This window comes from Thermostichus sp. OS-CIW-20 (genome assembly GCF_054061455.1).
On the sequence record NZ_JBSSEF010000048.1, the window covers coordinates 1 to 15,082 of the forward strand.

Genomic DNA, 15,082 nt, shown 5'->3' on the forward strand with positions numbered 1-15,082 from the left:
ATCAGCGGCGAACCTACTTGAGGGGTGACCCTCCGGTAACCTAGCTCGGTGCCAGGCTCATCTCTCCACACCAACCCCCCAATACAAGGGGGGTTAATTTTCATCTGGGGGTAAAACTTACGGGAAGTTTCTCCCTTGAGCTCGCCGTAAGAGTTCTGTGCGTTCCAGATGGTTGAAGATGTGCGTGATCAGCTCTGGACCGACGATGGGTTTACCAACGAAGTCATCCTCTCCCGCTTGAAAGACTTGTTCGAGTGTGTGAGGGTCTGGGTGGGCGATTAGGAAGAGTATCGGGATCTTGCTCCAATCTCGGTCGTTTAATTCCGACATTATTTGATTAAGCTGCTCCCAAAAGTCTTTTGGGATCGAGAGGGAGTACAGGTCAAGTCTCCAGGGATCCAGTGGTTCTCTCAGCGCAAGGACGAATGACTTGTTGTCATCCACAACTAAAATCCTTTTTCTCTCGAGGTTTGAGGCTTCATTTTTGGCATAATCTAGTTGCTCGTTGAGAATCTTAAAGATAGCATCTGGGTCAATAGGCTTTTGCAAGAGCATGCGCTTGAGATCAGCATCTTTCGTTAGCAAAATGAGGAGAGGCAGATTTCGATTCCACCGAGATGGTGCTGGTTCGATCAATGTCCGGCCCAAGTATCTGGGCTTGGGCCGTCGACGGGGGCAAGAACCGAACCTTGGCTTAGCCAGTTTTTAAGGCAATAGGTAGCCCGGCAGTCGTCCTCGTTGTAGATGAGCGACTGCTCCAAATAGCGGCGATCTCGTGTTTCCAGCCACTGGCTGTACCAGTAGATGGAGTGGGCTCCACTGCCCTCGGGTAGTCGCCACTTAAACCCCAGCCAGCGAGCGATGTTTTTCAGGGAGTAGCTCTCGATGGGTAGCACTACCGAGCGCTGAACCCAGCTGTGCAAATCTACAAAGCGCTTCAGCAGTTGCCGCACCTCTCGGGGATCCGTTTGGTGCTGCTCCCCCAGTCGCCGACAAGTCTGTACTTCAAAGCTGTGAAAATGATAGATGGGGGCCTCAGGGTAGCGTTGAACTAGCTGTAGGAATTGTTGCCAGGCTTGCCCTTCCTCTCGCGGCTCAGCAGCTAGGCAACTGTAGTAGTTGACAACCTTGTTCTCCTCTGCTTGTTCTACCACGAGCAAGCCCAGTAGGTAAGCGACGTTGTGGCGGGGATCCGCCTCGATATCGAAGTACAGCTCCACGGGCGCTGTCGGCAGAGCCTGAGGCGGGGATTGCAGCCAGAGGGGCTTGCGGCTGAGGGTGGCACGGGCTTGAAGCTGCAGTTGCAGGGCCACGCCGGCTCCCAGCTTGGGGATAGCCTGGAGCATCTCCAGGCGAGCGTTAGCTAAAGCCTCAATCGAATGGATCCCTGCCTCCTGCAAAAGGGGATAGCGGGATCCGGTTACGCCCGGCAGCAGGCTGAGGGGCTGGGCGACGGCATTCAACTGCCGACAGTGCTCCCGCCAGTGACAAAGATGACAGCGGCTGCGGGCCATAAACACCTGCGGCGGCTCCGCCTGCTCAAGGGAGTGCAGATAATCTTGCAGCAAGCGACGCACCTGGGTGCGGCGTCGGCTGAGGTGAACAAGGTGCCACTTCCCGTCTTTTAAGATCAAGAAGCCGCATTTGGGTACCTGACCCTGCAGGGATCCAAGCAACTCGGCCTGCAACGCCAACAACAACTCGTACTCCGGCTTGGGGCGCTTGCCAATGCGAATGTGAACCGGTAGGTAGGAGAGCTGGCCCTTGCCGATACTGGAGGGATCCCGAATCAAGAGATCCAGTGAGCTGCTTACCCAAACGGAACGAAACTCTGGAATAGCCTCAGGCGGCAGCGCAAGGCTGGAGGATGTCTTGTCGGTGGAGTTGTCTTCGGTGAGCTCCACCTCTGTCTCAAGGGAGGGGGCGAGGGCAACTTCAGAGTCGGTAGGCTCCGCCTCTGCCGCTCCCTCCGGATCCACTTCCCAAAACAGCTTTGCGACGACTTGGCCGCCGTAGATCCGCTCCGCCCCTGCTGCCATAGCTGCTAAGAGAGCTTCATTGCCCGGCGCCACCTCTTCTCCCGGAAATCGCTCCAGCACAGCAGCTTGCAGGGCTTGACGATCCCGACGCCATTGCTCCAGCAGGCTTTCCGGCGGCAGCTTGGCTTCTTGAGGCCCAAAGCGATCTAGGTAGGGCAGGCGCCGACAGCGAAAAAAGGCCAGCAACTCTTCTGCGTCAACAGAACCCTGCTGGAACTCCAACGGCGGACAACCTCAGCTCTGCTGCCATTTTGGCACGCCTTTTGGGGATCCCTTACGACCTGGGATCTTGAGCTGACAAAAGGTGAGGGATATTGACGGCTTCAGCCAAAGTCAGTACCGCCCCTACCAGGCGATCGAGGCGGAAATCAATTTGGTCAAATCGGTCTCTGTTTTGCATCTGGCTATTGCTGCGTTTTGTTGGCTGGGGAAAAGCTGGGGCTTGACCCCACCTTGCCTCTTCATTGTTGCTCAGCAGCTAGGCCAATGCCTGAGCTGTTCTGCGCAATTTGCTGGGCTAGGTGTGGTTTTGTCAATACTGGGTCTCGTTCACCATTTTCAATGCTGACGGGAAAACGATGATGAGCGAGATCACAGCCCTAGAGAAGTTGAAAAAGCAAAAGGAGACCGCCCAAGGGCTCCCCGCCAGAAACCTGTTTTGGGGGGCTGCCCTGGCGTATGCTAAAGGAGAAAGATTTCTTTACACCCGCAGATGGAGCCGACTGTAAGCGCTCTTTCGATGGCCCCGGCCCTGTCCCAGACCCAGCCGGCGGCAGTGGAAATGCAGGGGGTGTGGAAGCGTTTTGGGCAGCAGGTGGCGGTTCAGGACTTGAGCCTGCGGATCCCGCAGGGGGAGGTGTTTGCCCTGCTAGGGCCCAACGGCGCCGGCAAATCCACCACCATCCGCATGCTCACCAGCCTGACCCGCCCCAGCCAGGGATCCATCCGCGTAGGGGGGTATGATGTGGTGCGGGATCCCTTGGCGGTGCGGCGGCAGATCGGCGTGGTGTTGCAGCCCATCACCCTGGAAGCAGAGCTGACGGTTTGGGAAAACCTGGAGTTCCATGGGCGCATGCACCACATCCCCAACCCGGAGCGGCAGCAGCGCATCGACGAGTGGCTGGAGTACGTGAAGCTGGCCGACCGGCGGCACGACAAAGTGAAGACCCTCTCCGGCGGCATGAAGCGGCGCCTCCAGGTGGCCAGGGCGCTGTTGCACCGGCCTCAAATTTTGTTTTTGGACGAGCCAACCGTTGGGTTGGATCCCCAGGCGCGGCGGCTGCTGTGGGAGATCCTGCGGGATCTGAACCGGCAGGGGATGACCTTGCTGATTACCACCCACTACATGGAAGAGGCCGAGGAGCTGTGTGACCGCATCGGCATCATGGACGGCGGGAAGCTAATCGAGCTGGGCAGCACCGACCAGTTGCGGGCCAAGTACGGAGAAGCCCTGCTGGTGCGCTCCCGCCCTGGCCAGGAGGTGAGCTACACCTTTTTCCCCAGCTTGGCGGAGGCCCAGCGGCAGTTGGAAGCGGAACCCGACAAAACCGGCCTGATGGTGCGCCCTGCCAACTTAGAAGATATTTTTGTACGCTTGACGGGCCGTCGCCTGGATTAGCGCGCCCTCAGCCTCAACCTCTCTCCTTCGGAAAGAGGGAGGTTACGGTTTTTCCTCTCCCCATCCCTCCTTTGGAGTGGGGGGCTCGAACTTGTAGCCAACTCCGCGCACGGTGCGGATCAGCTCCGGTTGGCTGGTATCGGTTTCCAGCTTCTTGCGAATTTGGCCGATGTGGACATCGACCACCCGTTCATCTCCCTCGTGGTTAAAATCCCACACCTCTTGAATCAGCTCAGACCGTCGCCACACCCGTCCTGGGTGTCGAGCCATGGCGTAGAGCAAATCAAACTCTAGAGCGGTCAGGTTAATCGGGCGACGGTCACGGATAACTTCTCGGGTGGTCGGGTCGATCACCAAGGAGGGAAAAGTCAAAACCGGCGCGCTGCCTGTTTCCGTTCTCGTCCGCCCTCGGCGCAGGATAGCTTGTACCCGCGCCTGTAACTCCGGCAGGCTGAAGGGTTTGGTCAGGTAGTCATCTGCGCCTAGCTGAAATCCTTGCAGCTTGTCGGCAGGATTCACTCGGCTGGTTAACATCAACACATACACGCCGGTCTCTTTTTGCATCTGCTGGCAAAGGTCGTAGCCGCTCACATCCGGCAAATTCAGATCCAAAATCACCAAGCCTGGCTGAAAAGCGCGCAACTGCTGGAGGCCCTCGGCCCCCGTCGTCGCTACCTCGACTGAGTACCCCTGCTGCTGCAAATACCGCTTGAGCAGCGCGCAAATGCTGGGATCGTCATCGATGATGAGGATGCGTAACATGGCAGCTTGACGCTCTCACAGTCAGCACGAGGCAGAGTTGTAGAAAAGCCCTGCCCGCAGGGCAAACGCATTTTGCGCCTGGGCAGGAGAGGGCAGCCCATCCAGACTACAACAGATAGCTTCAGGTTTTTACATTACCCATTGGATTGCACCAGGAGCTTGGCCTTTCTGGAACCCTCTTTCTCTGGGTAAATCAAGGGAGGCTAACCCAAGAATCTCAGGCATTATTCATTCTACTGGGTTGTCCGGAGGAAAGGGAAAGGGTAAGGTAAAAGGGATTCGCGCAGCAGCTTCTTGCCCGCAGAGAGAAGCCCATTCAAAAACCTCGCCACTTCTGTACTTGCAGGCCAAACCTTAAAGTTGCACGCCGGTTTATCCCAGAAGCCTATGTACAATCCCAACGAAGTCTTTCGCAAAGATATCCAGTTGGCCCTCTTCACCTGGGGGATCCTGGAGCTGGCCTGTTTTGTCATCATGCCGTTTACCCGGGCCTACGAGTATGCGCAGGTAGCGGATTGGCTGTGGCCTTCGCTGGTTTTGGGACCGGTGGGGGCGGTGGTGGTGGCCTTTTGCTCAAAGCTCACAGTAGCTGCTAATTACATCCCCGACCCGAAAAAGAAAAGGGCCCAGCGACAAATTGCCCAGGTCATCAGTTTCTTCGGCTTCCTGGGCTTGGCCTTGCCCTTGCTCCTGGCCGGGTGGACATTTGGCCACGAGGTTCTCACCACCGACTGGGAGAATATGTTCACTAAGTAGAAACTAAACTTGCTACTGATTTGCTCCAGACAGCGTTGCCCCTGGGTAGGTGGCTTCCCAAGGCAGTACACAGAGGCGAAACTAGAAGTACCAGAGATGCTCTGGTACTTGCAAGCGTTGGCAAAGCCCTTTGCTTTCGTCTCCGGCTTTTGGGAGCTGAGTTTTGGATGGCTAACTACCCAATGCGAGGCCGTTCTTCTCCTGCTGCCAGCGGTTTTCCCTTCGGCACCTTAATGGCACTGAGCCTCTCGGTTGGGGTCTTGGCTGCTCTGGGTTGGCAGGCGTGGCGGTTCATTGCCCCCCTGCTGGCTCCTCCTGCGGCGCCTCAGTTTCCTCGCGCGGTGCGTGTGGATCCCTTACCCAGCCCGACAAGTTTGCCTTCCTCCCCCTCTGTTCGCGTCAGTGGGACGGAGTCCTTGCCGGCGGCGGGCACCATCGACCCTGAGGCCTTTCCCCCCGGCAGCCGCGGGCGGGTAATCGAGCCCATAGGTCTAGCCATTCGCAGCCAGCCTTCTGCTGACGGAGCCTACCAAGGGGGAATTGTGGCGGGGGAAACGGTGACGGTGCTGGAGTACAGCGCTGATGGCCGCTGGCAGCGGGTGCGGCGGGAGCTAAACGGCCAGGAAGGCTGGGTGCGGGCCGGCAATTTGGGCCCCGTGGAGGGTGGGGCAGCGGTTGCTTCAGCCACAACTGCTGCAACGCCTGCGGTCGAATCCACACCAGAGTCCACTCCTTTGCCGACTCGGCCCCCCGCAGCAACAAGCATTGCCCCAGGTGCGCAGGGGCGGGTGATCGAGCCGATTGGCCTGGCGCTACGGGCCACTCCCGACCGGGAAGGGGCTTACATTGGTGGCCTGCCCATGAATGAGGTGGTGACGGTGTTGGAGTACAGCGCCGATGGCCGCTGGCAGCGCATCCGGCGCCAGAACGGGCAGGAAGGTTGGGTGCGGGCCGGCAACCTGGCGCAAGAGTAGCAAGATGCCCCGGTGGGGGATTGTAGGTTGGCGAGAGCTTGTGGTTGGCTGGGACAGTACCGCCAGCCGCTGTCGGGAGGGGCAGGCGCGCTAGCGGGAGGGAGTTCTTACACTGGTGGCAGCACCTGATGTCTTGGTTTCAGTGGTCATTGCTGCGACCCCTGGCCAAAGGGATGGTTCTGGTGGCCCTGGGTCTGGGAGCCGGCATGACGGCTTGTCGCCCGCCTGTCGAGCCGGGGCCAGCCAGGGATGGGCAGGCGATCTCTGCCTCGGCTACGGGCACGCTGGAGCTGTGGGCCAACGGCGAAGCGTTCCTGCGGGAGGGGCTGGTCTCCAAAGAGGGCTGGGCGTTGCAGTTTGAGCATGTGTACGTGACGCTGGCGGACATTACGGCCTACCAGACGGATCCCCCTTTTGATCCGCAAGGGGAAGGCGAGCTCCAGGCCAAGGCCTTGGTCAGCCTGACAGGGCCTCTTACGGTGGATTTGGTGCCGGAGCGAGCCCTGCTGGGATCCCTGGAAGCCCCCCCTGGGCACTACAACGCCCTGGCCTGGCGCCTAGTGCCGGCAGCGGAGGGGCCAGCAAAGGGCTACTCCCTCTGGATCGAGGGCAGAGCTCGACCGGCAGAAGGGGAGGGAGAGGCGATCCCCTTTGTGCTCAAGTTCAGCCCCGAGCTGGCTTTTGTCTGCGGCGAGTACGTGGGGGAGACGCGCAAGGGCTTTGTCCGGGCAGGCCAGGTGGCGGATCTGGAGGCGACTTTCCACTTCGACCACCTGTTTGGGAATGGCAGCCTGCCTCCCAAGGACGACCTCAACTCAGCGGCGCTGGGGTTTGCCTCCCTTGTGAAGTTGGACCCAGTTGACCCAGTCTCCCTCGAGCAAGGGCTAAAGGCGGGATCCCAGCCGCTGGAGGTGGACTGGGGCAGCCTGCAGGAGGGATCCCCTAGGGCCCAGGCCGTCTTGCAGAGCCTGCAGAGCTTGGGGCACGTGGGAGAGGGCCACTGCCGCGCCTCCTCTGGCGGCCTCGGCGGGACGGGATCCTTGCCTTAGGTTTTAGGCCTGGGTGGCTTTTGAGATCGAAGGGTGTCCTCTGTCTTTTGCTGACCGATGAACTCAGTCTGGCCAAAGCGCATCCCTTTTTCCCCTTCCTGGCAACTGAGCTGGTTGGCCTTGGGCCTGCTCCTATCTCCGCCGGCTTGGGGCCATGGGGTGGAGGCCTCTTGGCGGGCTGTTCCCACCTTTGAGATCCAGGCCCGCTACGATTCCGGCGAGCCGATGCGTTTTGCCCGAGTTACGGTGTTTGCGCCCACCAATCCCACTCTCCCCTGGCAGGAGGGAGAGACAGACGGAGAGGGCCGGTTTTGGCTGCAGCCGGATCCTGAGCTTAAGGGACTGTGGCAGGTGCGCATTCGCCAGGCCGGCCACGGCGGGGTGGTGAACGTGCCGGTGGGCGAGGAGGGTATGCAGGCAGAAGGGATCCCCAGCCCCTCCTCCCCTGGCTTTGGCCCCCTGCAGCGGGGGGTTATGGCTGCCTGTGTTATCTGGGGCTGTTTGGGCACGGCCCTGTTTTTTTCCCGGCCCCGCCCCTTCCAAGGCCCAGAACTCCCCGACTCCCCAGTGGATGCTGCCGCTTTGAGCCAAGACTAGCCATGCACATCAGCGAGGGCCTTTTGCCAGCACCGCTTTGGCTGGGGGGTTATGGCATCACTGCCCTGCTTACGGGTTGGAGCCTACACCTCCTCCAGCGGTTGGAAAAGGATCCCCGCCGCCAGCTCCCCAAGGCAGCGCTGCTCACGGCGGCCTTTTTTGTCGCCTCCTCCCTTCACCTGCCTTTTCCCCCGGCCAGCCTGCACCTGCTGCTCAATGGGCTGATGGGCGTGATGCTGGGGGCCTTGGCCTACCCGGCAATTGTGGTGGGCCTGTTTTTTCAGGCGGTGGCTTTTGGGCATGGGGGGTTGACCACCCTGGGGATCAACGCCGCCATTATGGGGATCCCGGCGCTTCTGGCAGGAGGGATCTTCCGGGCAAGCCGGCGCTGGTTGGGCACGGGCTGGGCCGCTTTTTGGGCGGGAGCGGTGGGGGTGGTGCTGGCGGCGCTGCTGTTTTACGGCGTGGTGCTGGCGGCGCTGCGCAGGGAGGGGATCCCTTCCACCTCGGCAGAGCACCTGGCTCTGACCAGTTTGGTAGCTGCCCACCTGCCGCTGGCGGTGGTGGAGGGGCTGTTTACCCGTTGGGTGGTGGGGTTTTTGCAGCGGGTGCAGCCGGAGCTGCTGGGAGAAGATGCCCAAAGATAGGGCTGAGGCTGTTCATCCCTGTCGTCGGGCCATGCCGGTTAGGGAGAGGATGCTTTCTTCACAAGCTCCCCTGCCGCCGCCCCCTTCTTGGCTGCACCGCTGGCGGCCCCTGCCCAAGCTGGTTGGCCTGCTGGCACTGATGGCGGCCTTTGCCCAGGTGCAGCGCCTGGCCTTGCTACCCCTGGTCTGGGCGGTGGTGGCTTTTCTCTGGGGGCTCTCCGGATTGCCTCTGCGCCGAGGGCTCAGACGCCTGGCCGCTCCCGGCGTTCTGTTGATAGCCTTTGTCCTCTTCCTGCCCTTTGCCGTTGGGGACACCCTCCTCTGGCGCTGGGGATCCCTGGCTTTGCGCTGGGAGGGGCTGGAGAGGGCCCTCTGCCTTGGCGGGCGCAGCCTGGCGCTTTTAGCGCTGGCGACGCTGCTGTTGGAGACCACTCCCCTACCGGCCCTGTTGGCAGCTTTGCGGGCGCTGGGGATCCCCGACCTCCTCCTGGAACTGGCCTGGCTAACCCAGCGCTATTTGCAGGAAGTGGGCAGCCAGTGGCAGCGGATGCAGCGGGCCGCGCGGCTGAGGGGCTGGCGACCGCGGGGATCCCTGTGGCAGCCTGGGCCAACTTGGCGGCAAGACCTGCCCTTTCTGGCTGCTGCCGTGGGCACTTTGTTGGTTCGCAGCTACGAACGTTCGCAGCGAGTTTACCAGGCGCTGCGCCTGCGGGGCTACGGGCGGGCGCCCTTGGTGCCGCCAGCGGCTGGCGGGGATCCCTGCAGTTGGGCGGCCACCGGGCTGGCGCTGGCAGTGGCTGTTGGCTTGGTTTTGGTTAACTTTGGGGGCTATCCCGATTGAGCGGGTTGGCAGCGAGTTAGACAAGATAGACGGTTCTCTTCCCCGCCTTTAAAAGCAAAACCCAACTAGAACTAGAATAAGAAGGCTTTAATCTTCTCAGCTCTTGTCGCCATTTGCGCGTCCTCTCCTGGGGCTATGAACTGGTTAGAAACCGCTTTGTCTACCTCTTCCCTCAAGGAAGCGCCGGCTGTTGCCGTTGTGCACCTGGGCTGTGAGAAAAACCGGGTGGACACCGAGCACATGCTGGGCCTGCTGGCCCAGGCAGGCTACCGGGTGGAGGGCGACGAAGACAGCGCCGACTACGTCATCGTCAACACCTGCAGCTTCATCGAAGCGGCGCGGCGGGAGTCGGTCAGCACCCTGATGGAGCTGGCGGTGCAGGGCAAGAAGATCATCATCGCTGGTTGCCTGGCGCAGCACTTCCAAGAGGAGCTGCTGCGGGAGATCCCCGAGGCGGTGGCCATCGTCGGCACCGGCGACTACCACCAGATTGTCCAGGTTATCCAGCGGGCAGAGCGGGGAGAGCGGGTTAACGCCGTTACCTCGAGCTTAGATTACATTGCCGACGAGACCGTCCCCCGCTATCGCACCACCCATGCCCCGGTGGCCTACCTGCGGGTGGCGGAAGGGTGTGATTACCGCTGCTCCTTCTGCATCATCCCCCACCTGCGGGGAAAGCAACGCTCCCGCCCCATCGAGTCCATTCTGCGGGAAGCAGAACAACTGGCTGCAGAAGGGGTGCAGGAGCTAATCCTCATTTCCCAGATCACCACCAACTACGGGCTCGACCTCTACGGGGAGCCGCGGCTGGCCGAGCTTATCCGCGCTCTGGGCCAGATCCCCATCCCCTGGATCCGCATGCTCTATGCCTACCCCACGGGCATTACGCCGGCGGTGGTGGAGGCCATTCAGGAGACGCCCAATTTCTTGCTCTATCTGGATCTGCCGCTGCAGCACAGCCACCCAGCGATCCTCAAGGCCATGAACCGCCCCTGGCAGGGCCAGGTTAACGACCGGCTCATCGAACGGCTGCGCCAGGCCCTGCCCAAGGCTGTCCTGCGCACCAGCTTTATCGTCGGCTTTCCCGGCGAGACGGAGGAGCACTTCCAGCATCTTTTGGAGTTTGTCCAGCGCCACCAATTTGACCATGTGGGGGTGTTCACCTTTTCCCCGGAAGAGGGCACGCCCGCCTACCATCTGCCCCAGCAGGTGCCGGAGCCCCTCAAGGAAGAGCGCCGCGCCCGCCTAATGCAACTGCAGCAAGGGATCGCCTTCCGCCGCAACCGCGAGCAGGTGGGGCAGGTGGTGCCTGTGCTTTTGGAGCAGGAAAACCCCCGCACCGGCGAGTGGATTGGCCGTTCCCCCCGCTTTGCCCCTGAGGTGGACGGGGTGGTGTATGTGCGCGGGCCGGGATCCCTGGGATCCCTGGTGCCGGTGCAGATTACGCGGGCCGAGCCCTACGATCTCTTTGGCCAGGTGGTGGAGGCGCCAGCAGGCTTTAGCTGGAGCGGACGGTAGAATAATTCGGTTGAACTTCGGAAAGGCGAGATGGCCAGTGCAGATGAGCTGAAACAGGCGGCAGCCCAAGCGGCGGCCCAAAAGGTGCAGTCGGGCATGGTGGTGGGGCTGGGCACGGGATCCACAGCCGCCTTTGCTGTGGGCGCCCTAGCCCAGCGAATGCAAAAGGAGGGGCTGCAGTTCATTGGGGTGCCCACTTCCGAGCGCACGGCAGAACAGGCCCGCTCTCTAGGGATCCCGCTGGCCACGCTGGAGGAGCAGCCGCGCCTAGATCTTGCCATCGATGGAGCCGACGAAATCGAAGTGGGATCCCTCAACCTCATCAAGGGGGCAGGGGGAGCTCTGCTGCGGGAGAAACTGGTGGAGGCCAGCGCTGCTGAGCTCATCATCATCGTCGATGCCTCCAAAAAGGTGGCCCACCTGGGCACCCGCTTCCCGGTGCCGGTGGAGGTGGTGCGCTTTGGCTGGAAGACGACCCTAGCGCGGGTGGAGGCCCTGGGCTGTCAGGCGGTGCTGCGGCGCACTGCCGAGGGGGATCCCTACCTCACCGACGAGCAGCACTACATCCTCGACTGCCAGTTTGGCCCCATCGCCAATCCGGCCAAGCTGGCCGAGCAGCTCAAGGGAACGGTGGGGGTGGTGGAGCACGGCCTGTTTATCGGCATGGCCACGGAGGCCATTATCGCTGGGCCTGAAGGGATCGAGACGCTGCGGCAGAGCTGAGGGCCAGCTCGGCTGCTAGCAGGATGGCCTGCTTGAGGCTCTCGGCGCGGGCTACCCCCTGCCCGGCTAGGTCAAAGGCAGTGCCGTGGTCGGGGGAGGTGCGAATAAAGGGCAGCCCCAGGGTTAGGTTGACGGCCCGGTCAAACGCCAGCAGCTTCACGGGGATCAGGCCTTGGTCGTGGTAGAGAGCCAGGTAGGCATCGGCCACAGCAGGAGCTCCTTGACCATACCAGGCCTGGGCGGGCGCTAGCCACATGGTATCGGGGGGAAGCGGCCCCCAGATTTTGGCGTAGGGATAGGTTCTTAGCAGCTCCGCCAGCCACGTTTTCTCTTCCTGCCCAAGCTGCCCCTGCTCGCCAGCATGGGGGTTAAGGCCAGCCACAGCAATCACCGGATTGACAATCCCAAAGAGCTTACGCAGGGATCCAACCAGCAAGTCCAACTTCGCGCGCACCAGCTCCGGGGTAAGGGTGAGGGGCACCTGGCTCAGGGGGATGTGGGTGGTGGCCAGCAAAACCCGGATCTGCCAGCCGCTGTGGGGAGAACGGGCCACAAACAGCATGCCGTAGCGCTCGCTCCCGCTGAGCTGGGCCAGAACTTCTGTTTGGCCAGGGAAGGGGTAGCCCGCCTGGTGCCAGAGGTATTTGGCAATGGGAGCGGTCACGATCCCCTGGAACTGGCCCCGCAGCGCTTCTTCAATAGCTGTTTTCAGGTAGGTAAAGCTGGCCGCCCCGCTTGCGACATCCCCCCGGCCCACGCGCGACGGCTCTAGGTAGAAGCCGCTGCCGCCCTCCAGCACCGGGATCCCTGCCGGGTCGGCCAGGTCGGTTGCCCCTCGCTGGCGCAGAAGGCAGTAGGTAGCTTCCAAAACCTGCCGCTCGCCCACCACCGTTATCTGGGCGCAGGCCTGCACCTGGGGATCCGCCAGCGCCTTGAGCACAATCTCTGGCCCAATCCCCGCCGGATCTCCCAATGTCAGGGCTAGCTTCGGCAGCAGCAAGCTCATTTTCTATTTCTAGTCCAATTTCTAGGGATCCCCCCGAAGGGGGAACTTCAAGGTGCTTCTCTCTGAAAGAGAGATTGAGTTTCCGTTTCCAATTTCTAGGGATCCCCCCGAAGGGGGAACTACTACAACCGATGAAAAGGACACAAGCTGTTTCATCGACTGGAGTTTCCAATTTCTAGGGATCCCCCCGAAGGGGGAACCTTTATTCGCGTTTGTCTCTATAGATGGGACATTCGCGAAGGTTTCCAATTTCTAGGGATCCCCCCGAAGGGGGAACCCCAACCAGCTAGTGCTCAACAAAGAGCACTTATAGATAACGTTTCCAATTTCTAGGGATCCCCCCGAAGGGGGAACAGAGGACTACTGAAAACGAGTAGTCTCAACTATGTCTTTAAAGTTTCCAATTTCTAGGGATCCCCCCGAAGGGGGAACCTCAGAAGTGGACAACGACTGGGGGTTCCGCTCCTTCTAGTTTCCAATTTCTAGGGACCCCCCCGAAGGGGGAACTTGCTAACGTAATCGGAGTTGGCTTAGCCTACGAAATGTTTCCAATTTCTAGGGATCCCCCCGAAGGGGGAACTTGAGTACATGGTTGCAACGAGGTATGACCTCGAATAACTAGCCTCGTTTCCAATTTCTAGGGATCCCCCCGAAGGGGGAACTTACCATCATCATGCGGGATAACTGCAAGACTCTTGGTGGTTTCCAATTTCTAGGGATCCCCCCGAAGGGGGAACGTTAACCCAACAACAACTTGAATGGCTGCTGTCTACTTTCTTGTTTCCAATTTCTAGGGATCCCCCCGAAGGGGGAACTCTACCCTTATTAAACCCAAGCGGGGCAAGGAATGCAAGGCCTATTTGCGAGGGGGTCGGTCGAAAACGGCAAAAAAGGGCCCCGAAGAGGGGGGGTGAGAGGCCTGAAAGCCTTGTGGCGCAAGGCATCGAGCGGGTCAACGAAAGAATCGGCCTTTGCGGGTTTTGGCGAGGCGCTCGCAGAGCTGCTGATACCGTTTTGGTGTGCTTTTGGCAACATGACCGGGGTTGGGATCCCTAGGGGCGAGGTGCCCTGCCCAGCGGGTTGTCTGCCAGCGGATCCCTGCCGGCAAAATGGTTTAATGGAAACTTAGCAACATTTTTGAGCAGCGGTTGCCCTCTATGGCCGAGACCTTCCTTTACAATGCCTTGCGTGCCGCCCTCGACGAAGAGATGGCCAGGGATCCCAATGTGTTTGTTCTGGGAGAGGATGTGGGCCACTACGGCGGCTCCTACAAAGTCACCAAAGACCTATATCGCAAATACGGGGAGATGCGCCTCCTGGATACCCCCATTTGCGAAAACAGCTTCACCGGCTTGGCCATCGGGGCAGCCATGACCGGCTTGCGGCCTGTGGTGGAAGGGATGAACATGGGCTTTTTGCTCCTGGCCTTTAACCAAATTGCCAACAATGCCGGCATGCTGCGCTACACGTCCGGCGGCAACTTCAAGATCCCGCTGGTGATCCGCGGGCCAGGCGGGGTGGGACGCCAATTGGGAGCCGAGCACTCGCAGCGGCTGGAGGCTTACTTTCAGGCAGTGCCGGGTCTGAAGATCGTCGCCTGTTCCACCCCTTACAACGCCAAGGGTCTGCTCAAGTCGGCCATCCGCGACGACAACCCCGTTCTCTTTTTCGAGCATGTGCTCCTCTACAACCTCAAAGAAGACCTGCCGGAGGAGGAGTACCTCTTGCCCCTGGACAAGGCGGAAGTTGTCCGCACGGGATCTGACGTTACCATCCTCACCTACTCGCGCATGCGCCACCACGTGCTTAAGGCCGTGGACACCCTGCTGGAGCAGGAGATCGATCCGGAAGTGATCGACTTGATCTCCCTCAAGCCCCTCGATATGGAGACGATTGCTGCCTCGGTGCGCAAAACCCACCGGGTGGTCATCGTGGAAGAAGACATGAAAACGGGCGGCATTGGGGCAGAGCTGACGGCCCGCATCATGGAAGAACTCTTCGACGAGCTGGACGCGCCCGTAGTGCGCCTGGCCTCCCAAGACATTCCCACCCCCTACAACGGCACGCTAGAAGCGGCCACCATTGTGCAGCCGGCAGATATTGTGGCAGCGGTGGAGCGGCTCCTCTACGGATGAGACTCTTGCCTGCTGGCAGGCAGTAGCCGGAGGGCGGGGAGTGCCTGCGCCCTTTTGCAAGATACCTATCCCAACCCCAAGGCGGTGTTGCTGGGGGAGAGCCGGTTCCAAATGCTGCCGGCCCGCTATCCCTAGGCGGCTCTGGAAGTGGGGAGGTGATCCTGAAAATCCTGCTGGTCGAACAGGTACACCGTGCGAATCGGGTAGGGAATGACCAATCCGGCCCGGTCACAGGCCTGCTTGAGGGCGATATCACCTGAGTGCGGACGCGGCGCACCTCCGCCTTGCGAGGCCGAGTCCAGTAGCGCACCACAAAATCGATGGAGCATGACTCTAGTCAATGATATGCTGGACTATACTGAAAATAATGTACAATATGTTCAGTATGGCTGCTTGGTATGGCTAGGTATGTAAAAC

At 60.5% G+C, this 15,082-nt stretch carries 15 protein-coding genes and 1 CRISPR repeat array; of the genes, 10 read left to right on the forward strand and 5 right to left on the reverse strand.

Going from position 1 to position 15,082, the window contains the following annotated elements; all coding sequences use genetic code 11:
* Positions 1-117 precede the first annotated feature (117 nt).
* Both ACVWXC_RS12665 and ACVWXC_RS12670 read right to left on the reverse strand, forming a co-directional pair.
* Complete coding sequence (locus tag ACVWXC_RS12665) at positions 118-585, reverse strand: response regulator (protein WP_143597172.1); 468 nt, start codon at positions 583-585, stop codon at positions 118-120.
* Positions 586-632: 47 nt separating this feature from the next.
* Positions 633-2,261, reverse strand: a complete 1,629-nt coding sequence (locus tag ACVWXC_RS12670) for a TM0106 family RecB-like putative nuclease (protein WP_240527826.1) — start codon at positions 2,259-2,261, stop codon at positions 633-635.
* Between the two features lie 517 nt (positions 2,262-2,778).
* Between ACVWXC_RS12670 and ACVWXC_RS12675 the strand changes: the two genes are divergently transcribed.
* A complete protein-coding gene (locus tag ACVWXC_RS12675) occupies positions 2,779-3,657 on the forward strand; it encodes an ABC transporter ATP-binding protein (RefSeq protein WP_099812878.1) in 879 nt (292 codons plus the stop codon).
* A 42-nt stretch (positions 3,658-3,699) separates the two neighbouring features.
* Here the strand turns inward: ACVWXC_RS12675 and ACVWXC_RS12680 are convergent, their stop codons facing one another.
* Positions 3,700-4,419, reverse strand: coding sequence for a response regulator transcription factor (locus tag ACVWXC_RS12680; RefSeq protein ID WP_457393123.1), 720 nt, complete (start codon positions 4,417-4,419; stop codon positions 3,700-3,702).
* Positions 4,420-4,806: 387 nt separating this feature from the next.
* On the opposite strand from ACVWXC_RS12680, the gene ACVWXC_RS12685 reads away from it, so the two are divergent.
* The 8 genes from ACVWXC_RS12685 to rpiA all read left to right on the forward strand — a co-directional run bounded on the left by ACVWXC_RS12685 (position 4,807) and on the right by rpiA (position 11,524).
* The gene (locus tag ACVWXC_RS12685; RefSeq protein WP_099812877.1) at positions 4,807-5,175 is read left to right on the forward strand and encodes a hypothetical protein; all 369 of its coding nucleotides are present in this window, start codon (positions 4,807-4,809) and stop codon (positions 5,173-5,175) included.
* Positions 5,176-5,342: 167 nt separating this feature from the next.
* The gene (locus ACVWXC_RS12690; protein WP_011431119.1) at positions 5,343-6,149 is read left to right on the forward strand and encodes an SH3 domain-containing protein; all 807 of its coding nucleotides are present in this window, start codon (positions 5,343-5,345) and stop codon (positions 6,147-6,149) included.
* Positions 6,150-6,277: 128 nt separating this feature from the next.
* On the forward strand, positions 6,278-7,198 hold the full coding sequence (locus ACVWXC_RS12695) for a DUF4382 domain-containing protein (RefSeq protein WP_240531067.1): 921 nt from the start codon (positions 6,278-6,280) through the stop codon (positions 7,196-7,198).
* A 57-nt stretch (positions 7,199-7,255) separates the two neighbouring features.
* Entirely contained in the window at positions 7,256-7,795 is a 540-nt protein-coding gene (locus ACVWXC_RS12700; RefSeq protein WP_011431121.1) for a hypothetical protein, read from the forward strand.
* Between the two features lie 2 nt (positions 7,796-7,797).
* Positions 7,798-8,442, forward strand: coding sequence for a cobalt transporter CbiM (gene cbiM / locus ACVWXC_RS12705; RefSeq protein WP_099812876.1), 645 nt, complete (start codon positions 7,798-7,800; stop codon positions 8,440-8,442).
* Positions 8,443-8,491: 49 nt separating this feature from the next.
* Entirely contained in the window at positions 8,492-9,283 is a 792-nt protein-coding gene (cbiQ, locus tag ACVWXC_RS12710) for a cobalt ECF transporter T component CbiQ (RefSeq protein WP_099812875.1), read from the forward strand.
* Positions 9,284-9,418: 135 nt separating this feature from the next.
* Positions 9,419-10,801, forward strand: a complete 1,383-nt coding sequence (rimO, locus tag ACVWXC_RS12715) for a 30S ribosomal protein S12 methylthiotransferase RimO (RefSeq protein ID WP_099812874.1) — start codon at positions 9,419-9,421, stop codon at positions 10,799-10,801.
* Positions 10,802-10,831: 30 nt separating this feature from the next.
* Positions 10,832-11,524 carry a ribose-5-phosphate isomerase RpiA gene (gene rpiA, locus ACVWXC_RS12720; RefSeq protein ID WP_457393131.1) on the forward strand — a complete coding sequence of 231 codons (693 nt, stop codon included), beginning with the start codon at positions 10,832-10,834 and terminating at the stop codon, positions 11,522-11,524.
* Here the strand turns inward: rpiA and pdxA are convergent.
* Positions 11,481-12,530 (reverse strand): 4-hydroxythreonine-4-phosphate dehydrogenase PdxA, encoded by a 1,050-nt coding sequence (pdxA, locus tag ACVWXC_RS12725; RefSeq protein ID WP_457393134.1) that lies wholly within the window; start codon positions 12,528-12,530, stop codon positions 11,481-11,483. The genes rpiA and pdxA overlap by 44 nt on opposite strands.
* Positions 12,531-12,540: 10 nt before the next feature.
* A CRISPR array of direct repeats spans positions 12,541-13,345; the repeat unit is 36 nt; unit sequence GTTTCCAATTTCTAGGGATCCCCCCGAAGGGGGAAC.
* Positions 13,346-13,687: 342 nt separating this feature from the next.
* On the opposite strand from pdxA, the gene ACVWXC_RS12730 reads away from it, so the two are divergent.
* On the forward strand, positions 13,688-14,665 hold the full coding sequence (locus ACVWXC_RS12730) for an alpha-ketoacid dehydrogenase subunit beta (RefSeq protein WP_011431127.1): 978 nt from the start codon (positions 13,688-13,690) through the stop codon (positions 14,663-14,665).
* Positions 14,666-14,796: 131 nt separating this feature from the next.
* On the opposite strand, the gene ACVWXC_RS12735 is transcribed toward ACVWXC_RS12730, so the two are convergent.
* Positions 14,797-14,994 carry a hypothetical protein gene (locus tag ACVWXC_RS12735; protein WP_206336919.1) on the reverse strand — a complete coding sequence of 66 codons (198 nt, stop codon included), beginning with the start codon at positions 14,992-14,994 and terminating at the stop codon, positions 14,797-14,799.
* Between the last annotated feature and the right edge of the window lie 88 nt (positions 14,995-15,082).

What these genes read in the sequence shown, in the direction of transcription:
- ACVWXC_RS12675 (WP_099812878.1), top strand. Translation starts at nt 2,779, where the DNA reads ATGGCCCCGGCCCTGTCCCAGACCCAGCCGGCGGCAGTGGAAATGCAG.
- ACVWXC_RS12680 (WP_457393123.1), bottom strand. Translation starts at nt 4,419, where the DNA reads ATGTTACGCATCCTCATCATCGATGACGATCCCAGCATTTGCGCGCTG.
- ACVWXC_RS12685 (WP_099812877.1), top strand. Translation starts at nt 4,807, where the DNA reads ATGTACAATCCCAACGAAGTCTTTCGCAAAGATATCCAGTTGGCCCTC.
- ACVWXC_RS12690 (WP_011431119.1), top strand. Translation starts at nt 5,343, where the DNA reads ATGGCTAACTACCCAATGCGAGGCCGTTCTTCTCCTGCTGCCAGCGGT.
- ACVWXC_RS12695 (WP_240531067.1), top strand. Translation starts at nt 6,278, where the DNA reads ATGTCTTGGTTTCAGTGGTCATTGCTGCGACCCCTGGCCAAAGGGATG.
- ACVWXC_RS12700 (WP_011431121.1), top strand. Translation starts at nt 7,256, where the DNA reads ATGAACTCAGTCTGGCCAAAGCGCATCCCTTTTTCCCCTTCCTGGCAA.
- cbiM (WP_099812876.1), top strand. Translation starts at nt 7,798, where the DNA reads ATGCACATCAGCGAGGGCCTTTTGCCAGCACCGCTTTGGCTGGGGGGT.
- cbiQ (WP_099812875.1), top strand. Translation starts at nt 8,492, where the DNA reads ATGCTTTCTTCACAAGCTCCCCTGCCGCCGCCCCCTTCTTGGCTGCAC.
- rimO (WP_099812874.1), top strand. Translation starts at nt 9,419, where the DNA reads ATGAACTGGTTAGAAACCGCTTTGTCTACCTCTTCCCTCAAGGAAGCG.
- rpiA (WP_457393131.1), top strand. Translation starts at nt 10,832, where the DNA reads ATGGCCAGTGCAGATGAGCTGAAACAGGCGGCAGCCCAAGCGGCGGCC.
- pdxA (WP_457393134.1), bottom strand. Translation starts at nt 12,530, where the DNA reads ATGAGCTTGCTGCTGCCGAAGCTAGCCCTGACATTGGGAGATCCGGCG.
- ACVWXC_RS12730 (WP_011431127.1), top strand. Translation starts at nt 13,688, where the DNA reads ATGGCCGAGACCTTCCTTTACAATGCCTTGCGTGCCGCCCTCGACGAA.
- ACVWXC_RS12735 (WP_206336919.1), bottom strand. Translation starts at nt 14,994, where the DNA reads ATGCTCCATCGATTTTGTGGTGCGCTACTGGACTCGGCCTCGCAAGGC.